The sequence below is a fragment of the Pseudomonas sp. MWU349 genome, assembly GCF_017947325.1.
Lineage (GTDB): Bacteria > Pseudomonadota > Gammaproteobacteria > Pseudomonadales > Pseudomonadaceae > Aquipseudomonas > Aquipseudomonas protegens.
Window position 1 is genome coordinate 182,506 of sequence record NZ_JAFEVP010000004.1, and the last position, 20,877, is coordinate 203,382.

18 protein-coding genes and 1 pseudogene are annotated in these 20,877 nt (G+C 63.8%); 10 read left to right on the top strand and 9 right to left on the bottom strand.

Going from position 1 to position 20,877, the window contains the following annotated elements; translation table 11 throughout:
- The first annotated feature begins 82 nt into the window (after nucleotides 1–82).
- Nucleotides 83–1,306, top strand: coding sequence for an N-acetylmuramoyl-L-alanine amidase (locus KCG88_RS17170; protein WP_210712775.1), 1,224 nt, complete (start codon nucleotides 83–85; stop codon nucleotides 1,304–1,306).
- A gap of 80 nt (nucleotides 1,307–1,386) precedes the next feature.
- On the opposite strand, the gene KCG88_RS17175 is transcribed toward KCG88_RS17170, so the two are convergent.
- Nucleotides 1,387–1,764 carry a hypothetical protein gene (locus KCG88_RS17175; protein WP_047290113.1) on the bottom strand — a complete coding sequence of 126 codons (378 nt, stop codon included), beginning with the start codon at nucleotides 1,762–1,764 and terminating at the stop codon, nucleotides 1,387–1,389.
- Between the two features lie 121 nt (nucleotides 1,765–1,885).
- Here KCG88_RS17175 and dksA point away from each other — a divergent pair.
- The 4 genes and pseudogenes from dksA to KCG88_RS17195 all read left to right on the top strand — a co-directional run bounded on the left by dksA (nucleotide 1,886) and on the right by KCG88_RS17195 (nucleotide 5,337).
- A pseudogene (gene dksA, locus KCG88_RS17180) lies at nucleotides 1,886–2,289 on the top strand (RNA polymerase-binding protein DksA).
- Nucleotides 2,290–2,319: 30 nt separating this feature from the next.
- On the top strand, nucleotides 2,320–3,528 hold the full coding sequence (gene zigA, locus KCG88_RS17185) for a zinc metallochaperone GTPase ZigA (protein WP_210712777.1): 1,209 nt from the start codon (nucleotides 2,320–2,322) through the stop codon (nucleotides 3,526–3,528).
- Nucleotides 3,528–4,229: a DUF1826 domain-containing protein gene (locus KCG88_RS17190; protein WP_210712778.1), complete on the top strand. Its 702-nt coding sequence runs from the start codon at nucleotides 3,528–3,530 to the stop codon at nucleotides 4,227–4,229. The genes zigA and KCG88_RS17190 overlap by 1 nt, the downstream gene beginning before the upstream one ends.
- A 145-nt stretch (nucleotides 4,230–4,374) precedes the next feature.
- Nucleotides 4,375–5,337 carry a CobW family GTP-binding protein gene (locus KCG88_RS17195; RefSeq protein ID WP_210712779.1) on the top strand — a complete coding sequence of 321 codons (963 nt, stop codon included), beginning with the start codon at nucleotides 4,375–4,377 and terminating at the stop codon, nucleotides 5,335–5,337.
- A 23-nt stretch (nucleotides 5,338–5,360) separates the two neighbouring features.
- Here the strand turns inward: KCG88_RS17195 and KCG88_RS17200 are convergent, their stop codons facing one another.
- The gene (locus KCG88_RS17200; RefSeq protein ID WP_019093413.1) at nucleotides 5,361–5,753 is read right to left on the bottom strand and encodes a DUF3301 domain-containing protein; all 393 of its coding nucleotides are present in this window, start codon (nucleotides 5,751–5,753) and stop codon (nucleotides 5,361–5,363) included.
- 117 nt (nucleotides 5,754–5,870) lie between these two features.
- On the opposite strand from KCG88_RS17200, the gene pdxY reads away from it, so the two are divergent.
- The gene (gene pdxY / locus KCG88_RS17205) at nucleotides 5,871–6,743 is read left to right on the top strand and encodes a pyridoxal kinase PdxY (RefSeq protein ID WP_210712780.1); all 873 of its coding nucleotides are present in this window, start codon (nucleotides 5,871–5,873) and stop codon (nucleotides 6,741–6,743) included.
- 7 nt (nucleotides 6,744–6,750) lie between these two features.
- Here pdxY and KCG88_RS17210 read toward each other — a convergent pair whose 3' ends face one another.
- Nucleotides 6,751–8,154, bottom strand: a complete 1,404-nt coding sequence (locus tag KCG88_RS17210) for an APC family permease (RefSeq protein ID WP_047290103.1) — start codon at nucleotides 8,152–8,154, stop codon at nucleotides 6,751–6,753.
- Nucleotides 8,155–8,409: 255 nt separating this feature from the next.
- A complete protein-coding gene (locus KCG88_RS17215) occupies nucleotides 8,410–8,895 on the bottom strand; it encodes an acyl-CoA thioesterase (RefSeq protein WP_011064332.1) in 486 nt (161 codons plus the stop codon).
- A 288-nt stretch (nucleotides 8,896–9,183) separates the two neighbouring features.
- Between KCG88_RS17215 and KCG88_RS17220 the strand changes: the two genes are divergently transcribed.
- Nucleotides 9,184–10,947, top strand: a complete 1,764-nt coding sequence (locus KCG88_RS17220; RefSeq protein WP_210712781.1) for a cation:proton antiporter — start codon at nucleotides 9,184–9,186, stop codon at nucleotides 10,945–10,947.
- Between the two features lie 71 nt (nucleotides 10,948–11,018).
- On the opposite strand, the gene KCG88_RS17225 is transcribed toward KCG88_RS17220, so the two are convergent.
- The 4 genes from KCG88_RS17225 to uvrD form a co-directional block, all read right to left on the bottom strand.
- Nucleotides 11,019–11,426 (bottom strand): SMI1/KNR4 family protein, encoded by a 408-nt coding sequence (locus KCG88_RS17225; RefSeq protein WP_011064330.1) that lies wholly within the window; start codon nucleotides 11,424–11,426, stop codon nucleotides 11,019–11,021.
- 136 nt (nucleotides 11,427–11,562) lie between these two features.
- Nucleotides 11,563–12,438: a Tim44 domain-containing protein gene (locus tag KCG88_RS17230; protein ID WP_047290098.1), complete on the bottom strand. Its 876-nt coding sequence runs from the start codon at nucleotides 12,436–12,438 to the stop codon at nucleotides 11,563–11,565.
- Nucleotides 12,439–12,618: 180 nt separating this feature from the next.
- On the bottom strand, nucleotides 12,619–13,059 hold the full coding sequence (locus KCG88_RS17235; protein WP_047290249.1) for an EamA family transporter: 441 nt from the start codon (nucleotides 13,057–13,059) through the stop codon (nucleotides 12,619–12,621).
- A gap of 117 nt (nucleotides 13,060–13,176) precedes the next feature.
- Nucleotides 13,177–15,360, bottom strand: coding sequence for a DNA helicase II (uvrD, locus tag KCG88_RS17240; protein WP_011064327.1), 2,184 nt, complete (start codon nucleotides 15,358–15,360; stop codon nucleotides 13,177–13,179).
- Between the two features lie 247 nt (nucleotides 15,361–15,607).
- On the opposite strand from uvrD, the gene KCG88_RS17245 reads away from it, so the two are divergent.
- The 3 genes from KCG88_RS17245 (at nucleotide 15,608) to KCG88_RS17255 (ending at nucleotide 19,893) form a co-directional block, all read left to right on the top strand.
- Nucleotides 15,608–18,472 carry an EAL domain-containing protein gene (locus KCG88_RS17245; protein ID WP_047338165.1) on the top strand — a complete coding sequence of 955 codons (2,865 nt, stop codon included), beginning with the start codon at nucleotides 15,608–15,610 and terminating at the stop codon, nucleotides 18,470–18,472.
- A 167-nt stretch (nucleotides 18,473–18,639) separates the two neighbouring features.
- The gene (hexR, locus tag KCG88_RS17250) at nucleotides 18,640–19,506 is read left to right on the top strand and encodes a transcriptional regulator HexR (protein ID WP_011064325.1); all 867 of its coding nucleotides are present in this window, start codon (nucleotides 18,640–18,642) and stop codon (nucleotides 19,504–19,506) included.
- 174 nt (nucleotides 19,507–19,680) lie between these two features.
- The gene (locus KCG88_RS17255; RefSeq protein WP_080965482.1) at nucleotides 19,681–19,893 is read left to right on the top strand and encodes a hypothetical protein; all 213 of its coding nucleotides are present in this window, start codon (nucleotides 19,681–19,683) and stop codon (nucleotides 19,891–19,893) included.
- On the opposite strand, the gene KCG88_RS17260 is transcribed toward KCG88_RS17255, so the two are convergent.
- On the bottom strand, nucleotides 19,835–20,797 hold the full coding sequence (locus tag KCG88_RS17260; RefSeq protein WP_047290092.1) for a LysR family transcriptional regulator: 963 nt from the start codon (nucleotides 20,795–20,797) through the stop codon (nucleotides 19,835–19,837). The two genes, KCG88_RS17255 and KCG88_RS17260, sit on opposite strands and share 59 nt — an antisense overlap.
- Nucleotides 20,798–20,877 lie beyond the last annotated feature (80 nt).

A 20,877-nucleotide genomic window follows, 5' to 3' on the forward strand; every position in this document is an offset into this window, starting at 1 on the left:
TACGTTCGATGGGAAATTTTTCCTCGACGGTTGTTCATCTTGTCTTGTGAGTAGGGACGCTCCTTTTTTCGCGGTATTTGCCATGCACAGACGTCAATTGCTCAACCTGCTGTTGGCCGGTACGGCCCTGATGTTTCCCTGGAGTGTCCGCGCCGCGCAGATCCGCAACGCACGATTGTGGAAGGACGCAGAAAAGTTGCGGCTGGTGCTCGATCTGAGCGGCCCGGTGCAATACAAGACCTTCAGCTTGAGTGCCCCGGAGCGCTTGATCATCGACTTGAACGGCGCGCGCCTGAGCGGTGATTTCAGCCAGCTGGCCCTGGCCAACACGGTGATCCGCGCCATTCGCTCCGGGCACTTCGGCCAGGGCGATACGCGGATCGTCCTCGACCTGCGCGAGCCGGTGCAGCTCCACAGTTTTCTCCTGCCGCCCCAGGATGGCCAGGGCCATCGGCTGGTGCTGGATCTGTCCAATGCCGCCAAGCTGCCTCCGCCGATCGCTGCGGGCGCCGCGCCGCTGGCCAGGCCCGAGGCCATGACAGGCAAGCCCCATCCCAAGCGCGACATCATCGTGGTAGTAGACCCCGGCCATGGCGGCAAGGACCCGGGCGCCGTGGGGGCCAAGGGCGAACGGGAGAAGGATGTGGTGCTGGCCATCGCCCGCCTGCTGGCCAAGCGGCTCAAGCGCGAGAAGGGTTTCGACGTGAAGCTGGTGCGCAACGATGATTTCTTCGTGCCGCTGCGCAAACGTGTGGAGATTGCCCGCAAGCACCAGGCCGACATGTTCATTTCGGTGCATGCCGATGCCGCGCCGCGGCTGACGGCATCCGGTGCATCGGTGTACGCCCTGTCCGAAGGTGGCGCCACCTCGGCCACCGCGCGCTTGATGGCCCAGCGGGAAAACGGCGCCGACCTGCTGGGGGCGACCACCCTGCTCAACCTCAAGGACAAGGACCCGATGCTGGCGGGGGTGATTGTCGACATGTCGATGAACGCCACCATCGCCGCCAGCCTGCAATTGGGCGGGACTGTGCTGCAGAGCCTGTCGGGCATTACCACCCTGCATCAGAAGCGTGTGGAACAGGCCGGTTTTGCAGTGCTCAAGTCACCGGACGTGCCGTCGATCCTGGTGGAAACCGGCTTTATCTCCAACAGCCGCGACAGCCAGCGCCTGGTTAACGCGCGCCACCAACAGGCGATTGCCGATGGCCTGTTCAACGGCCTGCAGCGCTACTTCGAGAAAAACCCACCGGTTAACAGTTACATGGCCTGGCTCCAGGAAACCAAGAACAACCGCCCCGCCTGAACGCCGGCTTGCCGGCGAAGAGGGCGGTGAGTGTGGTGGCTGGCAAGCCAGTTCCTACGCAGGCGGTAGGGGAAAGGGAGCTAGCAGCCGCTGATGCGGCTGCAGGTGAACTGCCCGCGGCTGCCGCCGGAGCTGGAAAAGCGGTTGCGCGTGGTCCAGCCCACGCGCTGGCTGTAGCCCACCCAGGCCTCGCCGTCAGAGGCCAGGCCGGTGAAGAACGTCAGCTGCCCGTAGCGGCTGTTGGTCTGCGCCCAATAGCGCTTGCCGATCACCTCGAAGCCGCGCAGGTAGGTGGTGCTGCCGGCCGTGGCGACGCTGTAGGCGTTGCCCAGCGGGTCGACGCAGGCCAGCAGGGTGGCGCTGCGGGTGCAGGTGGCCAGGGTACTGGGCACCGCAGCGCTGGCGTGACCAGCCAGCAGCAACAGGCCTGAAAACAGGGTGGGCAGGACAGGGCGCATGGCGATTCTCGTGACGACAGGGGCGCAGCATCGCGCCCTTCGTCGTGGACAGCAAGGGAAGGTTGGCTAATTTGTGTTGTTATAATATAACATAAAAACACAGCCTGACCCGTGACTCGCCATGACTGAACAAGACCTTTCGCCCAACCCGAGACGCACTACATGAACGAAGCCCAGCAGGGCTTCTTTCGCCAACTGCTGCTGGCCCAGCGCAGTGATCTGCAGGAGCGCATTGCCGGCGAGTTCGACCAACTGCGCGAACAGGAACCCCACAGCGACCCCGCCGACATCGGCAGCGCCGAAGAACAGCGCCAGTGGCAACTGCGCCTGCTGGAGCGGGAAAAGAAGCTCCTGGACAAGATCGACGAAGCCCTGGAGCGCCTGGCCCGTGGCGAATACGGCTGGTGCCGCGACACCGGCGAGCCCATCGGCCTCAAGCGCCTGCTGCTGCGGCCCACCGCCACCTTGTGTATCGAAGCCAAAGAACGCCAAGAGCTGCGCGAACGCCATCAACGGGCGCTTTGACCCAGCCGCGATCCTGATGAGGAACAACCCATGACCGACCGTCTCCCCGTTACCGTGCTGTCCGGCTTTCTCGGCGCCGGTAAAAGCACCTTGCTCAATCACATCCTGCGCAACCGCGACCACCTGCGGGTGGCGGTGATCGTCAACGACATGAGCGAAATCAACATCGATGGCAGCGAAGTGCAGCGCGATGTCAGCCTCAACCGCGCCGAAGAAAAACTGGTGGAAATGAGCAACGGCTGCATCTGCTGCACCCTGCGCGAAGACCTGCTGGAGGAAGTGGGCAAGCTGGCCCGCGACGGGCGCTTCGACTACCTGCTGATCGAGTCCACCGGGATTTCCGAGCCGCTGCCGGTGGCGGAAACCTTCACCTTTCGCGATGAATCCGGCCAGAGCCTGGCGGATATCGCCCGGCTCGACACCATGGTCACGGTGGTCGACGGCATGAACTTCCTGCTGGACTACCAGGCCGCGCACAGCCTGGCTTCCCGGGGCGAAACCCTGGGCGAAGACGATGAACGTTCCATCAGCGACCTGCTGATCGAACAGGTGGAGTTCGCCGACGTGATCCTGGTCAGCAAGATCGACCTGATCAGCAGCGACCAACGCCAGGAACTGCTGGCCATCCTCAAGAGCCTCAATGCCCAGGCCGAGATCGTGCCCATGGTCATGGGCCAGGTGCCGCTGGCGAAGATCCTCAATACCGGGCGCTTCGATTTCGAGCGCGCGGCCCAGGCACCGGGCTGGCTGCGGGAGTTGCGCGGCGAGCATGTGCCGGAAACCGAGGAGTACGGCATCGCTTCCACCGCCTACCGGGCGCGGCGACCGTTCCATCCCCAGCGCTTCTTCGACTTCATCCACCAGCCCTGGGTCAACGGCAAGCTGCTGCGCTCCAAGGGCTTCTTCTGGCTGGCCAGCAAGTACCAGGAAGCCGGCAGTTGGTCCCAGGCCGGTGGCCTGATGCGCCATGGCTTTGCTGGGCGCTGGTGGCGCTTTGTGCCCAAGCAGCACTGGCCCCAGGACGAAGAAAGCACCGCGGCGATCATGCAAAACTGGACCGCGGCCACCGGCGATTGCCGCCAGGAGCTGGTGTTCATCGGCCAGAACATCGACTTCACCCGGCTTTGCGCGGAGCTCGACCTGTGCCTGCTGGATGACGATGAAATGGCCCTTGGCGTCGAGGGCTGGAGCCTGCTGAACGACCCCTTTGGCCCCTGGCATGACGAGGAAGCGGCCTGATGCTGACCCTGAACTTGCCGGTGACACCACTGGCCCATCCGCCCAGGTGGCTGCTGTGGCCGAGCGTGACTGCGCCGGTTTCTCGTCGCCAGGCCATCGGCAGCACCCCGGCGGTGCTCGCCCAGGTGCTGGAGGATGAGGTCAACCTCGGCCTCTGGCAGCGCCAGTTGCCGGCCCACATCGCCGATTTCGCCGAGTTGCTGCTGTCCCTGGACCAGCCGCTGGCCGAATCCCTGTCCCTGGAGCTGCCCGACGAAGACGTGCAACCCAATCTGCGCGGCCTGGCATCGGGGTTCAGTGATTTGCAGGGTTATGAAGGCTTTATCGCCGACGTTGCCTGGCTGGTCAGCGCTTTTGCCTGCCTGCTCGGGGCCAGGCGCGTCGGGTTGCGCCTGCGGGTCCTGGACAAGGCCATGTGCCCGCGGTTTCACGTGGACCATGTACCGGTGCGGCTGATTACCACCTACGCCGGAGTCGGCAGCCAATGGCTACGCGAAGGCGCCATGGACCGCAGGAAACTGGGGCAGGCCGAGGGTGAACCACGGGACCCGGCGCAGATCCAGCAGATCGCCAGCGGCGACGTGGCACTGTTCAAGGGCGAGAAATGGCACGGCAACGAAGGCTTCGGCCTGATTCACCGCTCGCCGCAGCCAGCGCCAGGGGAACGCCGGCTGATCCTCACCCTCGATTGGCTGGGTTGACCTAGGCCCGTGTAGCCGCTTGCCGAGCCTGGGCAAAGGTCCGCAGGACCTTCAGCGCTCTGAAGAGCGGCGTCGAATCGAGCGGATTTTCGCCCAGGGCGGGAAGGGCGTAGCATCACCTCACAGGTTTCCCGGACCCTTTCCCATGCTGCAGAACATCCCCACCCACGTGATCGCCGGCCCCCTGGGCGCCGGCAAGACCAGCCTGATCCGCCATCTGCTGAGCCAGCGCCCGGCTACCGAGCGCTGGGCGGTGCTGATCAACGAGTTTGGCCAGATCGGCCTGGACGCGGCCCTGCTGACCCGCGACGAAGATGGCATCGCCCTGGGCGAAGTGGCCGGCGGCTGCCTGTGCTGCGTCAACGGTGCACCGTTCCAGGTGGGCCTGGGCCGCCTGTTGCACAAGGCCCGGCCGGACCGGTTGTTTATCGAGCCCTCGGGCCTCGGCCACCCGGCCCAATTGCTCAAGCAGTTGAATGAGGCGCCCTGGAAGGGCGTGCTGGCGGTGCAACCCTGCGTGCTGGTCCTGGATGCCCAGGCGCTGGCCGCTGGCAAGCCGTTGCCCCGGGCGCAGCAGGATGCGCTGTCCAGCGCCGGCCTGCTGGTACTGAACAAGGACGAGTTGCTCAGCGACAGCGACAGGTTGCGGGTGCTGGAGCAATTGCCGGACCTTCCCTTGTTCTGGACCCGCCATGCCGCCTTGCCCCTGGCCGAACTGCCGGGCCTGGGAGCCAGCGCCGAAGTAGCCCTGGAGCAGTCGGACATCCCCCAGGGCCTGGCCCAGTTGCCGGCCGTGTGGAGCGATCCGGCGCTGCCGATCTGCCTCAGCCAGTCCCAGGAGGATGGCTGGAGCATCGGCTGGCGCTGGCACCCCAGCCAGCAGTTCGATCTGGTCCGGGTCGAGCACTGGTTGCAGAACCTCGACTGGCGCCGGGCCAAGCTGGTGCTCCACAGTGATCAAGGCTGGCGGTCGGGCAACGGGCTGGATAATTCACCGCTCAACTGGCTGCCCAGCGAATGGCGCCGGGATTCGCGCCTGGAACTGATCTTCAGTAGCCCTCAGGATATTGCCGCCCTGCAGGCCAGCCTCGATGCCTGTCGCCTGTAGGAAAAACGGCGTGCCAGCCATTTCTATGGCTTGAACTTGCGATGTTCCTCGCGCCACTGGCTCAGCTCGATCACCTCGGCACTGGGCAGGGGTTCCTTGGCTTCGAACGGGTAGGGCGCCAGCTCGATATGGGCGCTGTGGGCGCCGAACTGGGTGATGGTCCCGGCATGGCGGGTTTCGCCGGTCACGGTGAACTCGAAGTTGTAGACCCGCGCCAGGCGCCGCCGGCCATTGCCATCCTTGACCAGACCGATGCGCTTGAGCGCCACGTTGCCGTCCAGCAGCTCGATGTCGAGCCGCGCGCAGTGCTGCTTGACCCGCTCCAGGGCTCGTTCGCGCAGGCCGTGGTTGTGCCACAGCCAGGCAGCAGCGGTTGCCAGCAGCATCAGCACAAAGATGTTTCCAAGGGTCAGCATGAAGGTTTGCTCCAACGAGGTGGCGTCAGCTTAACTGCGACTCCGGTCTGTCGTACAGGCTGCGTTTAGTCGCATACTGCGCGGCTTGAATTCCACCGGTTTTATGGAAAATCCTGCATGAAACGTACGCCCCACCTGCTTGCGATCCAGTCCCATGTGGTTTTCGGCCACGCCGGCAACAGTGCCGCGGTATTCCCCATGCAGCGGGTCGGGGTGAATGTCTGGCCGCTGAATACGGTGCAGTTCTCCAACCACACTCAGTATGGTCATTGGGCCGGGGAAGTGCTGGCGCCACAGCAGATTCCCGAGCTGGTGGAAGGCATTGCCGCCATCGGCGAGCTGGGCAACTGCGACGCGGTGCTGTCCGGCTACCTGGGCAGCGCGGCCCAGGGCCGGGCGATCCTCAGCGGTGTGGCGCGGATCAAGGCGGTCAATCCCAAGGCCCTGTACCTGTGTGACCCGGTGATGGGCCACCCGGAGAAGGGCTGCAGCGTGCCGGCTGAAGTCAGCGACTTCCTTCTGGACGAGGCCGTGGCCATGGTGGATTTTCTCTGCCCCAATCAGCTGGAGCTGGACAGCTTCTGCGGGCGCAAGCCGCAATCGCTGTTCGACTGCCTGGGCATGGCTCGCTCGCTGCTGGACAAGGGCCCCAGGGCGGTGCTGGTCAAGCACCTGGACTACCCGGGCAAGCTGGCGGACGGCTTCGAGATGCTGCTGGTGACCGCTGACGGCAGCTGGCACCTGCGCCGTCCGTTGCTGGCGTTCCCGCGCCAGCCGGTGGGGGTGGGCGACCTGACCTCGGGCCTGTTCCTGGCCCGGGTACTGTTGGGGGACAGCCTGGTGGCAGCCTTCGAATTCACCGCCGCGGCGGTGCATGAAGTACTGCTGGAAACCCAGGCCTGCGCCAGTTACGAGCTGGAGCTGGTGCGGGCCCAGGACCGCATCGCCCACCCACGGGTGCGCTTCGAGGCCACGCCGATCGGCTTCTGAGGCGGGCTCAGGCCTGCTCGGAGAACTGCACGGTCGGCGCGGGCTGGCGAAAGCCCCGGGTGTGTATGCCCAGATACAGCAGGCCCAGGGCGAACCAGGCCAGGCCGATGCCCAGGGTCAGGGCCGAAAGGCTGGTCCACAGCCAGGCAATCAGGCCAAAGCCGATCAACGGCAGCAGGCCGTATTGCAGCAGTCGTGCCCCGGTGCGCGGCTGGCCCTGGCCCAGGTGACTCTTGATCACCGCCAGGTTGACCACCGAGAACGCCACCAGTGCACCGAAGCTGATCATCGACGCCAGGGTGGTGAGGTCGATGACCACCGCCAGCAAGGACACCAGCGACACCAGGGCAATGGCCACCACCGGGGTCTTGTAGCGCTCGGACAGGGTGCCGAACACCCGACGTGGCAGGATGCCGTCGCGGCCCATGCTGAACAGGATGCGCGACACCGAAGCCTGGGAGGCCAGGGCCGAACCGGCGGCGCCGGCGACATAGGTGGCGGTGAAGAACATCTCCAGGAAGCGTCCGCCGGCGTGCAGCATGACCTCGCTGGCCGCCGCGTCGGCGTCCTTGAAACTGCTGCCGGGGAACGCCAACTGGCTGGTCATGGCCAGCAGGATGAACAGCAGGCCGGCGCCCAGGGTGGTGATGACGATTGCCCGGGGGATGTCCCGGCGCGGGTCGCGGGTTTCCTCGGCCAGGGTCGACACCGCGTCAAAGCCCAGGAACGACAGGCACAGTACCGCGGCCCCGGCCATCAGCGGCAACAACCCATCCTGGCTGCCATCGCCGACCCAGGGTGCGCTCAGGTCCAGGCTCTCGGCCCCTGCCAACTGGCGGACCACCAGGGCCACGAACACCACCACGAAGACCATCTGCGCGCAAACGATCAGGTTGCTCATGCTCGATACCGAGCCGATGCCGCGGATGTTCAGCAGTGTCACCAGGCTGATGGTCGCCACCACGAAGACCCAGGCCGGCACGGCGGGGAAGGCCAGGTTGAGGAACAGGCCGATCACCAGGTAATTGATCATCGGCAGGAACAGGTAATCCAGCAGCAGCGACCAGCCGGCAAGAAAGCCGATGCCTGGGCCGAAACTGAGGCTGGCGTAGGAATAGGCTGAGCCGGCAATCGGGTATTTCTTGACCATTACGCTGTAGGACAGGGCGGTGAAGATCATCGCCAGCAGGGTGATCACATAGGCTGCGGCGGTGCGCCCGCCGGTGAGCTGGGTGACCACGCCGTAGGTGGTGAAGACGGTCAGCGGGACCATGTACACCAGGCCGAAGAACACCAGGGCCGGCAGGCCGAGGATGCGCCGCAGCGAGGTGCCCTGGGCGCTGTGGGTGAAGCCGCCATCAAGGCTGGAGGACGCAGGGGGGCTGGAGGATAGAGCATTGGTGCTGGGCATTTTTATTGTTCTCACGCGTTCGTTGGCTCGAAGGCTCCCCGGGCGGGGAGTGCGTTTGTGCCTTGCCCTTCGATTCTGGCAGCGGTGCCCTGGGGGACATAACTCTCGATGTGGTCAAAAAGGGATGGATCTGGCCATTGGGGATGACCGCAGAAGCCTGCTGGCGGGTGTTGGAGTGTGGCGGCGGAGCGCTTGCGGCTCTGGAGGGGGGAGGACCGTCCGTGGTCCTGCTGAATCAGCGGTGCAGCTTGAGCTTCAAGGGCCGTCGGCCTTGATTTCCCGGTAGCGCTGTTCCAGTTCCTGGCGGATCTGACGGCGCTGCCGGGCCTGGATAAAGCGTCGCTTGCCATCGGCGGTTTCCGGCTGCAGCGGCGGTACCTGGGCCGGCTTGCGCTGGTCGTCCACCGCCACCATGGTGAAGAAGCAGCTGTTGGTGTGGCGCACCGAACGCTCGCGGATATTCTCGGTGACCACCTTGATACCCACCTCCATGGAGGTGTTGCCGGTGTAGTTGACCGAGGCCAGGAAGGTCACCAGCTCGCCGACGTGGATCGGCTCGCGGAAGATCACCTGGTCCACCGACAGGGTCACCACGTAGCGGCCGGCGTAACGGCTGGCGCAGGCATAGGCGACTTCATCGAGGTACTTGAGCAAGGTGCCGCCGTGGACATTGCCAGAGAAATTGGCCATGTCAGGGGTCATCAATACCGTCATCGACAGTTGGGCGTTTCCGGGTTCCATAGCACGCTCACGGTTCTGGGCAGGGGTTGCTGGAGCACCTCTGCGGGTGCTGGCTCCAAGGGTTTTCAAACCATCGATAACGGGACGCCGGGCCGGGCCACGTCGTCACGCCCTGGTGGATCTGTTTCCTAATATTGCACCGCCTTCCTGCCGGAAGTCGCGGTGTTAACCTGCAAAACACCCGTTCCAGGGCATTTTCCGCTTCTATTTTGGATATTTCCTTCTACTGATCAGAGCATTCTTTTTAGGCGATTGCCCCCGCCCAGCATTCCAAGGAGAGCCCCGGCCATGCATGCCATCAGCTTCATTCAGGACCTGGCCGTGATCATGCTGGTCGCAGGCGTGGTGACCATCCTCTTCCATCGCCTCAAGCAGCCCGTCGTGCTGGGCTACATCGTCGCCGGCTTCATCATCGGCCCTCACACTCCGCCTTTCGGGCTGATCCACGACGAACAGACCATCAAGACCCTGGCCGAGCTGGGGGTGATTTTCCTGATGTTCTGCCTGGGGCTGGAATTCAGCCTGCGCAAACTGTTCAAGGTCGGGGCCACGGCCTTTATCGCGGCGTTCCTGGAAATCGTCCTGATGATCTGGATCGGCTACGAAATCGGCCGCTGGTTCGGCTGGAGCACCATGGACTCGCTGTTTCTCGGGGCGATCCTGGCCATTTCCTCCACCACCATCATCGTCAAGGCGCTCAATGACCTGAAGATGAAGAACGAGCGCTTCGCCCAGCTGATCTTCGGCGTACTGATCGTCGAGGACATCCTCGGTATCGGCATCATCGCCTTGCTGTCGAGCATCGCGGTCAGCGGTACGGTGAGTTCCGGCGAGGTGTTCTCCACGGTCGGCAAGCTTTCGCTGTTCATGATCGTGGCGCTGGTGATCGGTATCCTGCTGGTGCCGCGCCTGCTGGCCTACGTGGCCAGGTTCGACAGCAACGAGATGCTGCTGATCACCGTGCTGGGGCTGTGTTTCGGCTTCTGCCTGCTGGTGGTCAAGCTGGAGTACAGCATGGTCCTGGGGGCCTTCCTGATCGGTGCGATCATGGCCGAGTCCCGCCAGTTGCTGAAGATCGAGCGGCTGATCGAACCGGTTCGCGACCTGTTCAGCGCAATCTTCTTCGTCGCCATCGGCCTGATGATCGACCCGCAGATCCTCCTGCAATACGCCTGGCCGATTGCCGTGATCACGGTGGCGGTGGTGCTGGGCAAGATGCTGTCCTGCGGCATGGGGGCCTTTATCGCCGGCAATGATGGACGCACCTCACTGCGGGTAGGCATGGGCCTGTCACAGATTGGCGAATTTTCCTTCATCATCGCCGCACTGGGCATGACCCTGCAGGTCACCAGCGACTTCCTTTACCCGGTAGCGGTGGCGGTGTCCGCCATCACCACCTTGCTTACGCCCTACCTGATCCGTGCCGCGGACCCACTATCGCTGAAGCTGGCAGGGGCCCTGCCCAAGCGCCTGAGCCGGGTACTGGGCATGTATGGCGAGTGGTTGCGCAGCATCCAGCCCCAGGGCCAGGGCGCGCTGCTGGCGACGATGATCCGCAAGATCCTGCTGCAAGTGGGGGTGAACCTGGCGCTGGTGGTGGCGATCTTCTTTTCCGGTGGCTATTTCGCCAAGCGTATTGGCACCTATCTGGAAGATTGGGTCAGTGAGCCGAGCTGGCAGAAAGCCTTGATCTGGGGCGGGGCACTGCTGCTTTCGCTGCCGTTCCTGATAGCTGCCTATCGCAAGCTCAAGGCACTGTCGATGTTGCTGGCGGAGATGGGGGTCAAGCCGGAAATGGCCGGGCGCCATACCCAGCGAGTGCGTCGGGTGATCGCCGAGGTGATCCCGATCCTGTCGCTGCTGGTGATTTTCCTGCTGCTGGCGGCGCTCTCGTCGAGCATCCTGCCGACCCTGGAACTGCTGGTGTTGATCGCCGTAGTGGCGGCGGCGGTGGCCGCGGTCCTGTGGCGCTGGTTCATCCGTGTGCATACGCGAATGCAGGTGGCGCTGATCGAAACCTTCGACCACAGCAAGGACAACAGTGGGCATTGACCTTGCCGCTCGCCGGCAGGGCGCCGGCGAGCTGTTTCAGTCGCCGCGGTGCACGCAGCCGCGGCGGCGTCTCAGCTTTCCAGCCAGACGTCCCGCGCCCAGTGCCACACCGATTCCCAGGATTCTTCGGTGATCAGCTCTTCTTCGCCGGACCACAGCACCACGGTGCCGTCTTCCTCGACGCAGTAGTAATCGTCGCCGTCCTGGCAGATCGGGATCAGCTCGCGCGGCACGCCCATGTCCCAGGCGGTCGCAGCCACTTCCGGCAGGTAGGTATGGGATTGCGGATCGGTGACGGTCACAGGTTCCAGGCTGCCGTAAACCACGTCGCTGACCGTCAACAGGAACTCCTTGAAGACGAACGGGATATTGATGAACAGCTGTTCTTCAATTTCCACCAGTTGGTCTTCGTCCGGCAGTTCCAGGGGGACGGGTACCGGTTCGTTGGCTTCCCGGAGTTGTTCGATGACTTCTTCCACGGCCTGGGTCCTCTTAGCTCTATGGCGCGGTTGTTTGACGGCGGTTTATACAGTAGCTCGCTATAAGTGCAATCGTGAAATGCAAAACCCCGACCTGAGTCGGGGTTTTGCCTTACAGCTGTGACAGCAGAATGAATCAGCCGTTCTGGCGGATACCTGCTACCAGCCATGGCTGGTTGTCGCCCTGGGCGCGTTCCATGTTCCAGCTTTCGCTGAACACTTCGCCCTGGTCGAAGCGCGAGGTCTTCGACACACCGCTGAAGGTCAGTGTGGCGATGGTCTTGTCGGCACGGTCATCCACACCTTCGAGCTGCACCTGCAGGTTGTCGATGTAGGTCGACTGGAAGCCGTCGCCCAGATCGGCACGTTCCTGCTTGAGGAACTGCAGCATCTGTGGGGTCACGAACTCGGCGATCTTGTCCATTTCGTTGGCGTCCCAGTGTTGCTGCAGGGACTGGAAGTGGTTGCGCGCCGCTTCAATGAAGCGCTCTTCATTGAACCAGGCCGGTGCGTTGATTACCGGACGCGCGGCAGGCGCTGGCGAACCACCGAAGATCGAACCGCCGGCAGGCTGCTGAGGCTCGAAGGCTTCGCGCTGCATCGGCGCGTGGCCGGCTGGAGCGTATTGCTCCTGCTGCTTGCGGCGACGAGCGGCAATGAAGCGGAAGATCACGAAGGCGATGACCGCCATGATCAGGATGTCGAAGATCTGCATGCCCTGGAAGCCGCCGCCCATGAACATGGAGGCCAGCAGGCCACCGGCAGCGATGCCGGCCAGAGGGCCGAGCCAGCGCGAAGCACCGCCGGCCTTGGCAGCAGCGCCCGCGGCACCGGCTGCGCCCGCGGTGGCTGCAGCGGCGGGAGCGCCCGGAGCGGTTGGCGCCGCCTGGCGGGTTTGGTGGGTCGGGGCAGCGCCGACGCTTTTGCCGCCACCAAAGCGCTTGGCGTTGGCGTCGAGGCTCATCGTCAGGCCGATGCACAGCGCCATGGCGATGCTAAGAAAACGTTTCATAAAGGGGGTTCCCATTTGTGGATGGCACGCGCGCCATATTGCACAGGTGAAGTGTCAGTGGCGAGCGGCATAATGTTTCGGGCTTTTGCCTGACAGCCTCGGTTCAGCTTCGCCAGGCGTCATGCTCGCCGATAGGTTTTTGGTCCCCGCAGACCTGGCTCTGGTTCAACCCGAAAGCCGTTAGCGGCGCAGTGCCAGTAGCACCACACCTGCGGTGATCAAGCCGATTCCGCTCCACTGCCGCAGGTCGAGCTTCTCTCCCAGCAGGCACACGCCGATGATCGCGACGAACACCACGCTGAGCTTGTCCACCGGCGCCACCAATGAAGCGGGGCCGAGTTTCAAGGCGCGGAAATAACATAGCCAGGAGGCGCCCGTGGCCAGCCCGGACAGCAGCAGGAACAGGTAGCTTTTGGGAGAAATCGATCCCAGGGACTGATATTGGCCCGTTGCGTACAAAATCAAGGCCAGGCTGACCAGTACCACCACGGTGCGCAGCAGGGTGGCGAAGTCTGAATTGACGTTTTCTATCCCGACTTTGGCGAAGATCGCCGTCAAAGCGGCGAAAGTTGCCGACAACAAGGCCCAGAATGTCCAAGAGGAAAAAAAGCCTGAGCCCATGTTCGCGCTTCCCTTTCTGCACTGAGCTGTAGGAGCCGGCTTGCCGGCGAAGAGGCCTTGGTGCCGGCCTTCGCCAGTGAGATTCGCCGGCACGCCGGCTCCTAAGGTCGGGTGGGGTTAGATGGCTTCCAGCTTGGCGTAGCCCAGCATCAGCCACTTGCTGCCTTCGCTGAAGTTGACCTGGACCCGGGCCTGGGCGCCGGCGCCCTCGAAATTGAGGATCACCCCGTCGCCGAACACCGAGTGCCGTACCGCCTGGCCGAGGCTCAGTCCGGTGTCCGGGATTTCGCTGCCGCCGAACAGGCTGCTGGTACTTTGTGACTGGCCGCCGCCGAAAGGCCGGCTGACGCTGTTGGATAGCCGCACTTCCTGAATCAGCCCCTTGGGCACCTCGCGCACGAAACGCGACACCTTGTTGTAGGTTTCGCTGCCGTACAAGCGTCGGGTTTCCGCGTAGGTCATCACCAGGTTCTGCATGGCCCGGGTAATGCCCACATACGCCAGCCGGCGTTCTTCCTCAAGGCGGCCGGGTTCTTCCAGGCTCATCTTGTGGGGGAACAGGCCTTCTTCCATGCCCACCAGGAACACGTAGGGGAACTCCAGACCCTTGGCGCTGTGCAGGGTCATCAGTTGCACGCTGTCTTCATGCTCGTCGGCCTGGGTATCGCCGGCTTCCAGGGAAGCGTGGCCGAGGAATGCCGCCAGGGGCGTCAGGTCTTCATCCTCTTCGGTGTTCTCGAAGTTGCGCGCGGCGCTCACCAGTTCCTCGAGGTTTTCCACCCGGGCCTGGCCTTTTTCGCCTTTTTCCGCTTCGTGGTAGGCAATCAGCCCCGACTGCTCGATGACGGTCTGGGTCATCAGGTGCAGGGGCATTTCCAGGGTCTTGGCGGCGAGGTTTTCGATCAGTTCGATAAAGGCCCCCAGCGCACCTGCAGCGCGCCCGGTCAGGCCTTTATTGGCCACCAGCTGGCGCATGGCTTCCCACATCGATACATCGCTGTGGCGCGCATGCTCGCGGATGGCTTCGACGGTCTTCTCGCCGATGCCCCGAGCTGGCACGTTGATCACCCGCTCCAGGGCTGCGTCGTTGCCACGGCCTTCCAGGAGGCGCAGGTAAGCCATGGCGTTCTTGATTTCCGCCCGCTCGAAGAAGCGCTGGCCGCCATAGATGCGGTACGGAATGCGTTCGCGCAACAAGGCTTCTTCCAGCACCCGGGACTGGGCGTTGGAGCGGTAGAGAATGGCGATGTCGCTGCGGGCCAGGCCGGTCTTCAGCGCGCTCTCGATGGTTTCCACCACATAGCGGGCTTCATCGTGCTCGTTGAAGGCGGCATACAGGTTGATGGCTTCGCCGTCGCCGCCGTCGGTCCACAGCTCCTTGCCCAGGCGCCCGGTGTTGTTGGCGATCAGGGCGTTGGCAGCCTTGAGGATGCCGGCAGTAGAGCGGTAGTTCTGCTCCAGGCGGATCACTTCGGTGTCCGGGAAGTCGGCGGAGTACTGGTGGATGTTCTCGATTTTCGCCCCGCGCCAGCCGTAGATCGACTGGTCGTCGTCGCCCACCACCATCAGGCTGTCGCCACCTTGGGCCAGCAATCGCAGCCAGGCGTATTGCACGGCGTTGGTGTCCTGGAACTCGTCCACCAGCACATGGCGGAAACGCTTCTGGTAGTGCGCCAGCAAACCCGGGTGGTCGCGCCACAGGTCCAGGGCCCGCAGCAGCAGTTCGGAGAAGTCGATGACCCCGGCGCGCTGGCAGGCGGCCTCGTAGGCCTCATAGATGCCGCGCATGGTGGCCAGGAACAGGTCGCCACTGGCCTGGATATGTTGCGGGCGCAGGCCTTCGTCCTTCTGCCCGTTGATGAACCACTGGGCCTGGCGGGCCGGCCAGCGCTGCTCGTCCAGGCCCAGCTCGCGGATCACCCGCTTGACCAGGCGCTGCTGGTCGTCGCTGTCGAGGATCTGGAAGGTCTGGCTCAGCCCGGCTTCCTGCCAGTGGGCCCGCAACAGGCGGTGGGCCAGGCCGTGGAAGGTGCCGACCCACATGCCTGCCGGGTTGATGCCCAGCAGTTGTTCGATGCGGTGGCGCATCTCGGCGGCGGCCTTGTTGGTGAAGGTCACCGACAGGATCGAGTGGGGTGAGGCGTTCTCGACCTGGATCAACCAGGCGATACGGTGCACCAGCACACGGGTTTTGCCGGAGCCAGCACCGGCCAGGACCAACTGACGACCCACGGAGGCGGCTACGGCCTGGCGTTGGGCGTCGTTGAGGGAGTTCAACAGGAGGGAGAGATCATCGCGCATCGGGGCATTCTAGGGGGCGGCGCCACCCCGGGCAAACCCGGCTTTGCATTAGCCGATAAAACAGCCGCCGATGACGACCGGTTGGTCACAGGCCCCAGCCATTGGCGCTTCTCGCCCGGGCGCTTTCAGGGTGCAAGCCGGGCCATCCGGTTTTATCTATTTTATGACCTAGAGCAGTTTGGCTCGGGGCTTTGCTTGTGTATGCTCCGGCGACGTTTCGGGCTCAACCATTATAAGAACACTGCCTATGACACCTAACCCCGACCTGTCCGGGCCCTTTGTGGAGCCCCGGGTCATCCGCCAGCACTATGCCGTGGAGATGGCAGTGGAGCGTACGCGCCTGCTGTACCAGGGTTCGTTGCTGCCTACCTTGTTCATGTTGCTCAACGGCCTGGTGTGCACCTGGCTGTTATGGAACCCGACGCGCTATCTATTGCTCAGTGTGTGGATGGTCTGGCTGCTGGCCCTGGTGGCCTTGCGGGTGATCCAGGTGGCGGCCTTCGATTCGGCGATTCCCAGCCGCCAGGCACAGCCGGTGTGGCAACGCATGTTTCTCCTGGGCTCGGCGGTCAGTGGCCTGACCCTGGCCTGCGCCGGCATCGCCCTGATGCCTACCGACAGTTTTTTGCAGCAGGCCTGGGTCTTCGGCCTGATCGGTGCGGCCATCCTTTCCGCCAGCGTGGCCTACGCGGTGAGCCTGCAGGCCTTCCTTTCATTCACCTTGCCATGTCTGTTGCCGGCCATCGCCTACCTGTTCTGGGGCGGCGACGACCAGCAGCGTGGCTGGGGCTGGCTCGGGCTGATACTGCTGGTTTCCCTGAGTGTGGTGGCCTGGCAGGTCAATCGCCTGATCCAGCGCGGCCTGCTGCGGCGCTTTCAGAACCAGGCCCTGATCGAGCACCTGCAGAATGCCCAGGGCCGCAGCGATCAGCTCAACCGCGAGCTGGCCCGGGAAGTGGAGCAGCGCCGCCGTGCCGAGGAGCAGCTGCGCCAAGCCCAGGCCGGGCTGGAGCAGCGGGTGGCCCAGCGCAGCCTGGAGCTGGACGCCGCCAACCAGGCCCTGAGCAAGAGCGAGGCGCGCCTGGCCCTGGCCCTGAACGCCAGCGAGCTGGGGCTGTGGGACTGGAACCTGCAGACCGACGAGGTCCATCACACCCAGATCAAGGAGCTGTTCGGCCTGGAGCCGGAAGATGTCACGGCCATGCTCAGCCATCTCAAGCCACGCCTGCATCCGGAAGACCTGCCCCTGCTCAAGCGCGCCCTGGTGGAGCACCTCAAGGGCCGCAGCGACGATTACCAGGTGGAGTACCGGGTACGCCATGGCGCCGGCCACTGGGTGTGGATCGAAGACCGTGGCCGGGCCGTGGAGCGCAGCCCCAGTGGCCGGGTGCTGCGCATGGCCGGCACCCGTCGCGACATCAGCGCCGACAAGGAGCTGGAGGTCCAGCGCAACCTGGCGGCCACGGTGTTCGAGGCAGCCAGCGAAGGCATCGTCATCCTTGACCCCGATTACGCCTTGATCGCCGCCAATCATGCCTTCAGCCAGGTCACCGGCTACCAGATCGAAGACATGCTCGGGCGCAATGTAGTGGAGCTGTCGTGCAGCCGCGATGCGCGCCGGCACTACCCGTTGATCCACCAGGCCCTGGAACAGTACGGCAGCTGGCAGGGCGAGTTGGTGGAGACACGCAAGAACGGCGAGCTCTACCCGCAATGGCTGCAATTGAATGTAGTGCGTGATAAGCGAGGAAAAGTCCGGCATATCGTGGGCTTCTTCGCCGATCTTTCGGCACGGCGTGAATCCGAGGAGCGCATGCGCTACCTCACCCATTACGACGAGCTCACCGGGTTGGCCAATCGTTCGCTGTTTCGCGAGCGCCTGCGCGAGGCCCATCAGCGGGTGCGCCAGGGTGGCCGCAGCCTGGCCTTGCTGCACATCAACCTGGACCGTTTCAAACTGCTCAACGACAGCCTTGGCCATGAAGTGGCCGACCAACTGCTGCAAAAGATGGCCCGGCGGCTGGTCAATGCCTTGCCGGAAGCCGACACCATCGCCCGGCTTTCCGGGGACGAGTTCGCCGTGCTGTTCGACGCATACGGCAGCCTGTCGAGCCTGACCCGGGTCGCTACCCGGCTGCTGAGCAAGCTGCGCCTGCCGATCACCGTCGAGGGCCATGAACTGGTGGTCAGCGCGTCCATGGGCATCAGCATGCTGCCCGACAGCGCCCGGGAGATCGCAGCCCTGATCAGCCAGGCGAACATGGCCATGGCCCATGCCAAGCACCTGGGCGGCAACAATTTCCAGTTCTACACCGAGAGCCTGCAAGCCAGCACCCTGGAGCGCCTGCAGCTGGAAAACCAGCTGCGCAAGGCCATAGAGGAGGGCCAGTTGACGGTCTTCTACCAACCCAAGCTGTGCCTGGCCAGCGGCCGCCTGAATGCCGCCGAGGCCCTGGTGCGCTGGGATCACCCCGTCATGGGTCGGGTACCGCCGGGGGATTTCATCGGCCTGGCGGAAGAGACCGGGCTCATCGGCCCCATTGGTGAGTTCGTGTTGCGCCAGGCGTGCCGGCAAGCCTGTGAATGGCAACGCCAGGGCCTGGAGCCGATTCGCGTGTCGGTCAACCTATCGGTGTATCAACTGCGCCAGGGCAAGCTGGTGAGCCTGGTGCGCCAGGTGCTGGAAGAAACCGGCCTGGAGCCGCATTTTCTCGAACTGGAACTGACCGAAAGCCAATTGCTGGACAGCGTCGAGCACATCATCGCGACCTTCCAGCAACTGCGGGGCCTGGGGGTCAAGCTGGCCATCGACGACTTCGGCACTGGCTATTCGTCCCTGAGTTACCTGAAACGGATCCCGGTGGATTACGTGAAGATCGACCAGGCCTTCATTCGCGGCCTGGCCGAGGGCGGCGAGGACGCGGCCATCACCCGGGCGATCATCGCCATGGCTCACGGGCTGTCGTTGAAAGTGGTGGCCGAGGGTGTGGAAGACCCGGCGCAACTGGCCTTCCTCAAGGCGGAACACTGCGACGAGGTGCAGGGCTACCTGATCAGCCGCCCGGTGGCCGCCGAAGGCCTCGCACTGCTGTTGCGGGCCCAGAGCCAGTAGCCGCCAGAGCTGCCTGCCACAACGGCTACATAAGTCGTACCCGGCTGAAAATGGGGGGCAGGCAGGCAACTTCGTGATGCATTGGGCGGGCAAAAAGCCGATTCCTGTAGTATAACTACAAGCTTGCTACATCCCCGGCGTCAGCCAATAACAATGAGTCCAGCCCTTTGAACCTGTTGCAGCACATCGCCCAGTCACGTCATTTGTTACGCAAATCGGAACTCAAGGTCGCCGATCACGTGCTCCTTGATCCTGCGGCCGTGATGCACAGTTCCATGGCGGACCTGGCCCACAGCGTGGGCATCAGTGAGCCGACCATCGTGCGCTTCTGCCGGGCCATCGGCTGCTCCGGCTTCCAGGACCTCAAGCTCAAGCTGGCGCAGAGCCTTGCCGCCGGGGCCAGCTTCGGCCAGTTCGCGATTCATGAAGACGATTCGGTCGCCGACTACAGCCTGAAGATCTTCGACACCACCCTGCATACCCTGATGGAGGTGCGCGAGAAGCTCGACCCGGTGGCCCTGCAGCAGGCGGTAACCGCCATGTCCCAGGCCCAGCGCGTGGAGTTCTACGGCTTTGGTGCCTCGGGCGCGGTAGCGGCGGATGCCCAGCACAAGTTCTTCCGCTTGCTGCTGACCGCAGCGGCCTATTCCGACCCGCACATGCAGGCGATGTCGGCGGTGACCCTCAAGCCCACCGACGTGGCCATCTGCATCTCCCAGTCCGGGCGTTCCAAGGACCTGCTGATCACCGCCAACCTGGTGCGTGAAAGCGGCGCCTCGCTGATCACCCTGTGCCCGAGCCAGACGCCCTTGGCCGAGCTGTCCACGGTCAACCTGGCCATCGACGTGCATGAAGACACCGAGATCTACACCCCGCTGACCTCGCGTATCGCCCACCTGGTGGTGATCGACGTGCTGGCCATGGGCGTGGCCATGGCCCGCGGCCCGAGCCTGGTGAACCACCTCAAGAGCGTCAAGCGCAGCTTGCGCAGCCTGCGCCTGTCGCCCAAGTCGGTCAAAGCCCTGGACGACTGAGTCTCTCTGGCCGGTGATGTGGCCTCTGGGTTTTAAGGACGCCTTCGCTGGCAAGCCAGCTCCTACAGAGAGCTAGGCGCTGTGAATGTTCATCGTCCTGTAACCGACCCGCAGCCAAACCGTAACCGCCGACGTCCATCGTGAAGCTTCCGTACTCGCATTGGGAGACTCGAAATGGCCCGGCCTTACGAAGAGAGCAACAGCGCAGTCAAGACCCGTCGTCAGCAGGAAGACCAGCGCCGCATGGAATTTCGTCGTGCGATCGAACACCGCTTCGAGCTGCGTCAGTTGCAGCAGCAAATCAACGATTACCCCGAGCTTGAAGCCGTCAATTACTGGCAGGCGGCACCCGCGGCTTCCCGTCGAAGCGTTCAACCAAGCCGCTGATCTGCACCCGTTCGCTGCGGATGAATCCCAGGAACGCATGCGCTACCGGTGACAGGCGCTTGGCTTTGGCCTGCACCAGGCACCAGCTGCGCAGCAATGGCAGCTCTTCGACCGGCAACTCGACCAACCCGCCGGTCGCCAACTCAAGGTTCAGGGCGTGGCGCGTCAACAAGGCCACGCCCAGACCCGCCCGCACGCACTCGCGCTGAGCCTCGGCCGACGACACTTCGAGGATCTGGGTGAAGTGCACGCGCTTCTCCTTGAAATACTCCTCGCATGCCAGGCGTGTGCCTGAGCCTTGTTCGCGCAGCACCAGCGTGTAGGGCTCCAGGTCCTGCAGGCGCAGCGGGCCCATGTGGCTCAAGGGGTGCTCCGGCGGGGCCACCGCGACGATCGGGTTGTTGAGAAAGGGCAGGAACTCCAGCTCCATGTCCTGGGGCACCATGGACATGATCACCAGGTCGTCGCGATTGTCCGAGAGGCGGCGGATCACCTGGGAGCGGTTGACCACCGTCAGTTGCAGGTGCACTTCCGGGTGCTGGCGCTTGAAGGCGGCGAACAGGTGCGGCACGAAGTACTTGGCGCTGGATTCGATGGCCAGCTTGAGCTGGCCCTGCAGCGAACCCTGCATGTCCGAGAGCTGCATGTCCAGGTTCTCCAGGCGCCCGAAGATGTCCCGGCTGGCCCGTTGCAGCGCTTCGGCGGCTTCGGTCATGTAGAGCTTCTTGCCCACATAGTCGAACAGAGGCTGGCCGATCAGCTCCTCCAACTGGCGAATCTGCAGGCTGACCGCGGGCTGGGTGAGGGACATTTCATCGGCGGCGCGGCTGTAGGAGCGTAGATCGCAGACTTCATTGAAAATCTGCAACTGACGCAATGTCAGTCTCATCAAGGACTTGCGCATTTCTTGAGGGCTCGCGCCAAGGGCTGGTGGCATGACTATAAGTCTTTACTTATGGCCAACCCAATAATTATTGATTTTTG

What these genes read in the sequence shown, in the direction of transcription:
- KCG88_RS17220 (WP_210712781.1), top strand. Translation starts at nt 9,184, where the DNA reads ATGCATGCCATCAGCTTCATTCAGGACCTGGCCGTGATCATGCTGGTC.
- pdxY (WP_210712780.1), top strand. Translation starts at nt 5,871, where the DNA reads ATGAAACGTACGCCCCACCTGCTTGCGATCCAGTCCCATGTGGTTTTC.
- KCG88_RS17170 (WP_210712775.1), top strand. Translation starts at nt 83, where the DNA reads ATGCACAGACGTCAATTGCTCAACCTGCTGTTGGCCGGTACGGCCCTG.
- KCG88_RS17210 (WP_047290103.1), bottom strand. Translation starts at nt 8,154, where the DNA reads ATGCCCAGCACCAATGCTCTATCCTCCAGCCCCCCTGCGTCCTCCAGC.
- KCG88_RS17260 (WP_047290092.1), bottom strand. Translation starts at nt 20,797, where the DNA reads ATGCGCAAGTCCTTGATGAGACTGACATTGCGTCAGTTGCAGATTTTC.
- KCG88_RS17200 (WP_019093413.1), bottom strand. Translation starts at nt 5,753, where the DNA reads ATGCTGACCCTTGGAAACATCTTTGTGCTGATGCTGCTGGCAACCGCT.
- KCG88_RS17190 (WP_210712778.1), top strand. Translation starts at nt 3,528, where the DNA reads ATGCTGACCCTGAACTTGCCGGTGACACCACTGGCCCATCCGCCCAGG.
- KCG88_RS17255 (WP_080965482.1), top strand. Translation starts at nt 19,681, where the DNA reads ATGGCCCGGCCTTACGAAGAGAGCAACAGCGCAGTCAAGACCCGTCGT.
- uvrD (WP_011064327.1), bottom strand. Translation starts at nt 15,360, where the DNA reads ATGCGCGATGATCTCTCCCTCCTGTTGAACTCCCTCAACGACGCCCAA.
- KCG88_RS17195 (WP_210712779.1), top strand. Translation starts at nt 4,375, where the DNA reads ATGCTGCAGAACATCCCCACCCACGTGATCGCCGGCCCCCTGGGCGCC.
- KCG88_RS17230 (WP_047290098.1), bottom strand. Translation starts at nt 12,438, where the DNA reads ATGAAACGTTTTCTTAGCATCGCCATGGCGCTGTGCATCGGCCTGACG.
- zigA (WP_210712777.1), top strand. Translation starts at nt 2,320, where the DNA reads ATGACCGACCGTCTCCCCGTTACCGTGCTGTCCGGCTTTCTCGGCGCC.
- KCG88_RS17245 (WP_047338165.1), top strand. Translation starts at nt 15,608, where the DNA reads ATGACACCTAACCCCGACCTGTCCGGGCCCTTTGTGGAGCCCCGGGTC.
- KCG88_RS17175 (WP_047290113.1), bottom strand. Translation starts at nt 1,764, where the DNA reads ATGCGCCCTGTCCTGCCCACCCTGTTTTCAGGCCTGTTGCTGCTGGCT.
- KCG88_RS17215 (WP_011064332.1), bottom strand. Translation starts at nt 8,895, where the DNA reads ATGGAACCCGGAAACGCCCAACTGTCGATGACGGTATTGATGACCCCT.
- KCG88_RS17235 (WP_047290249.1), bottom strand. Translation starts at nt 13,059, where the DNA reads ATGGGCTCAGGCTTTTTTTCCTCTTGGACATTCTGGGCCTTGTTGTCG.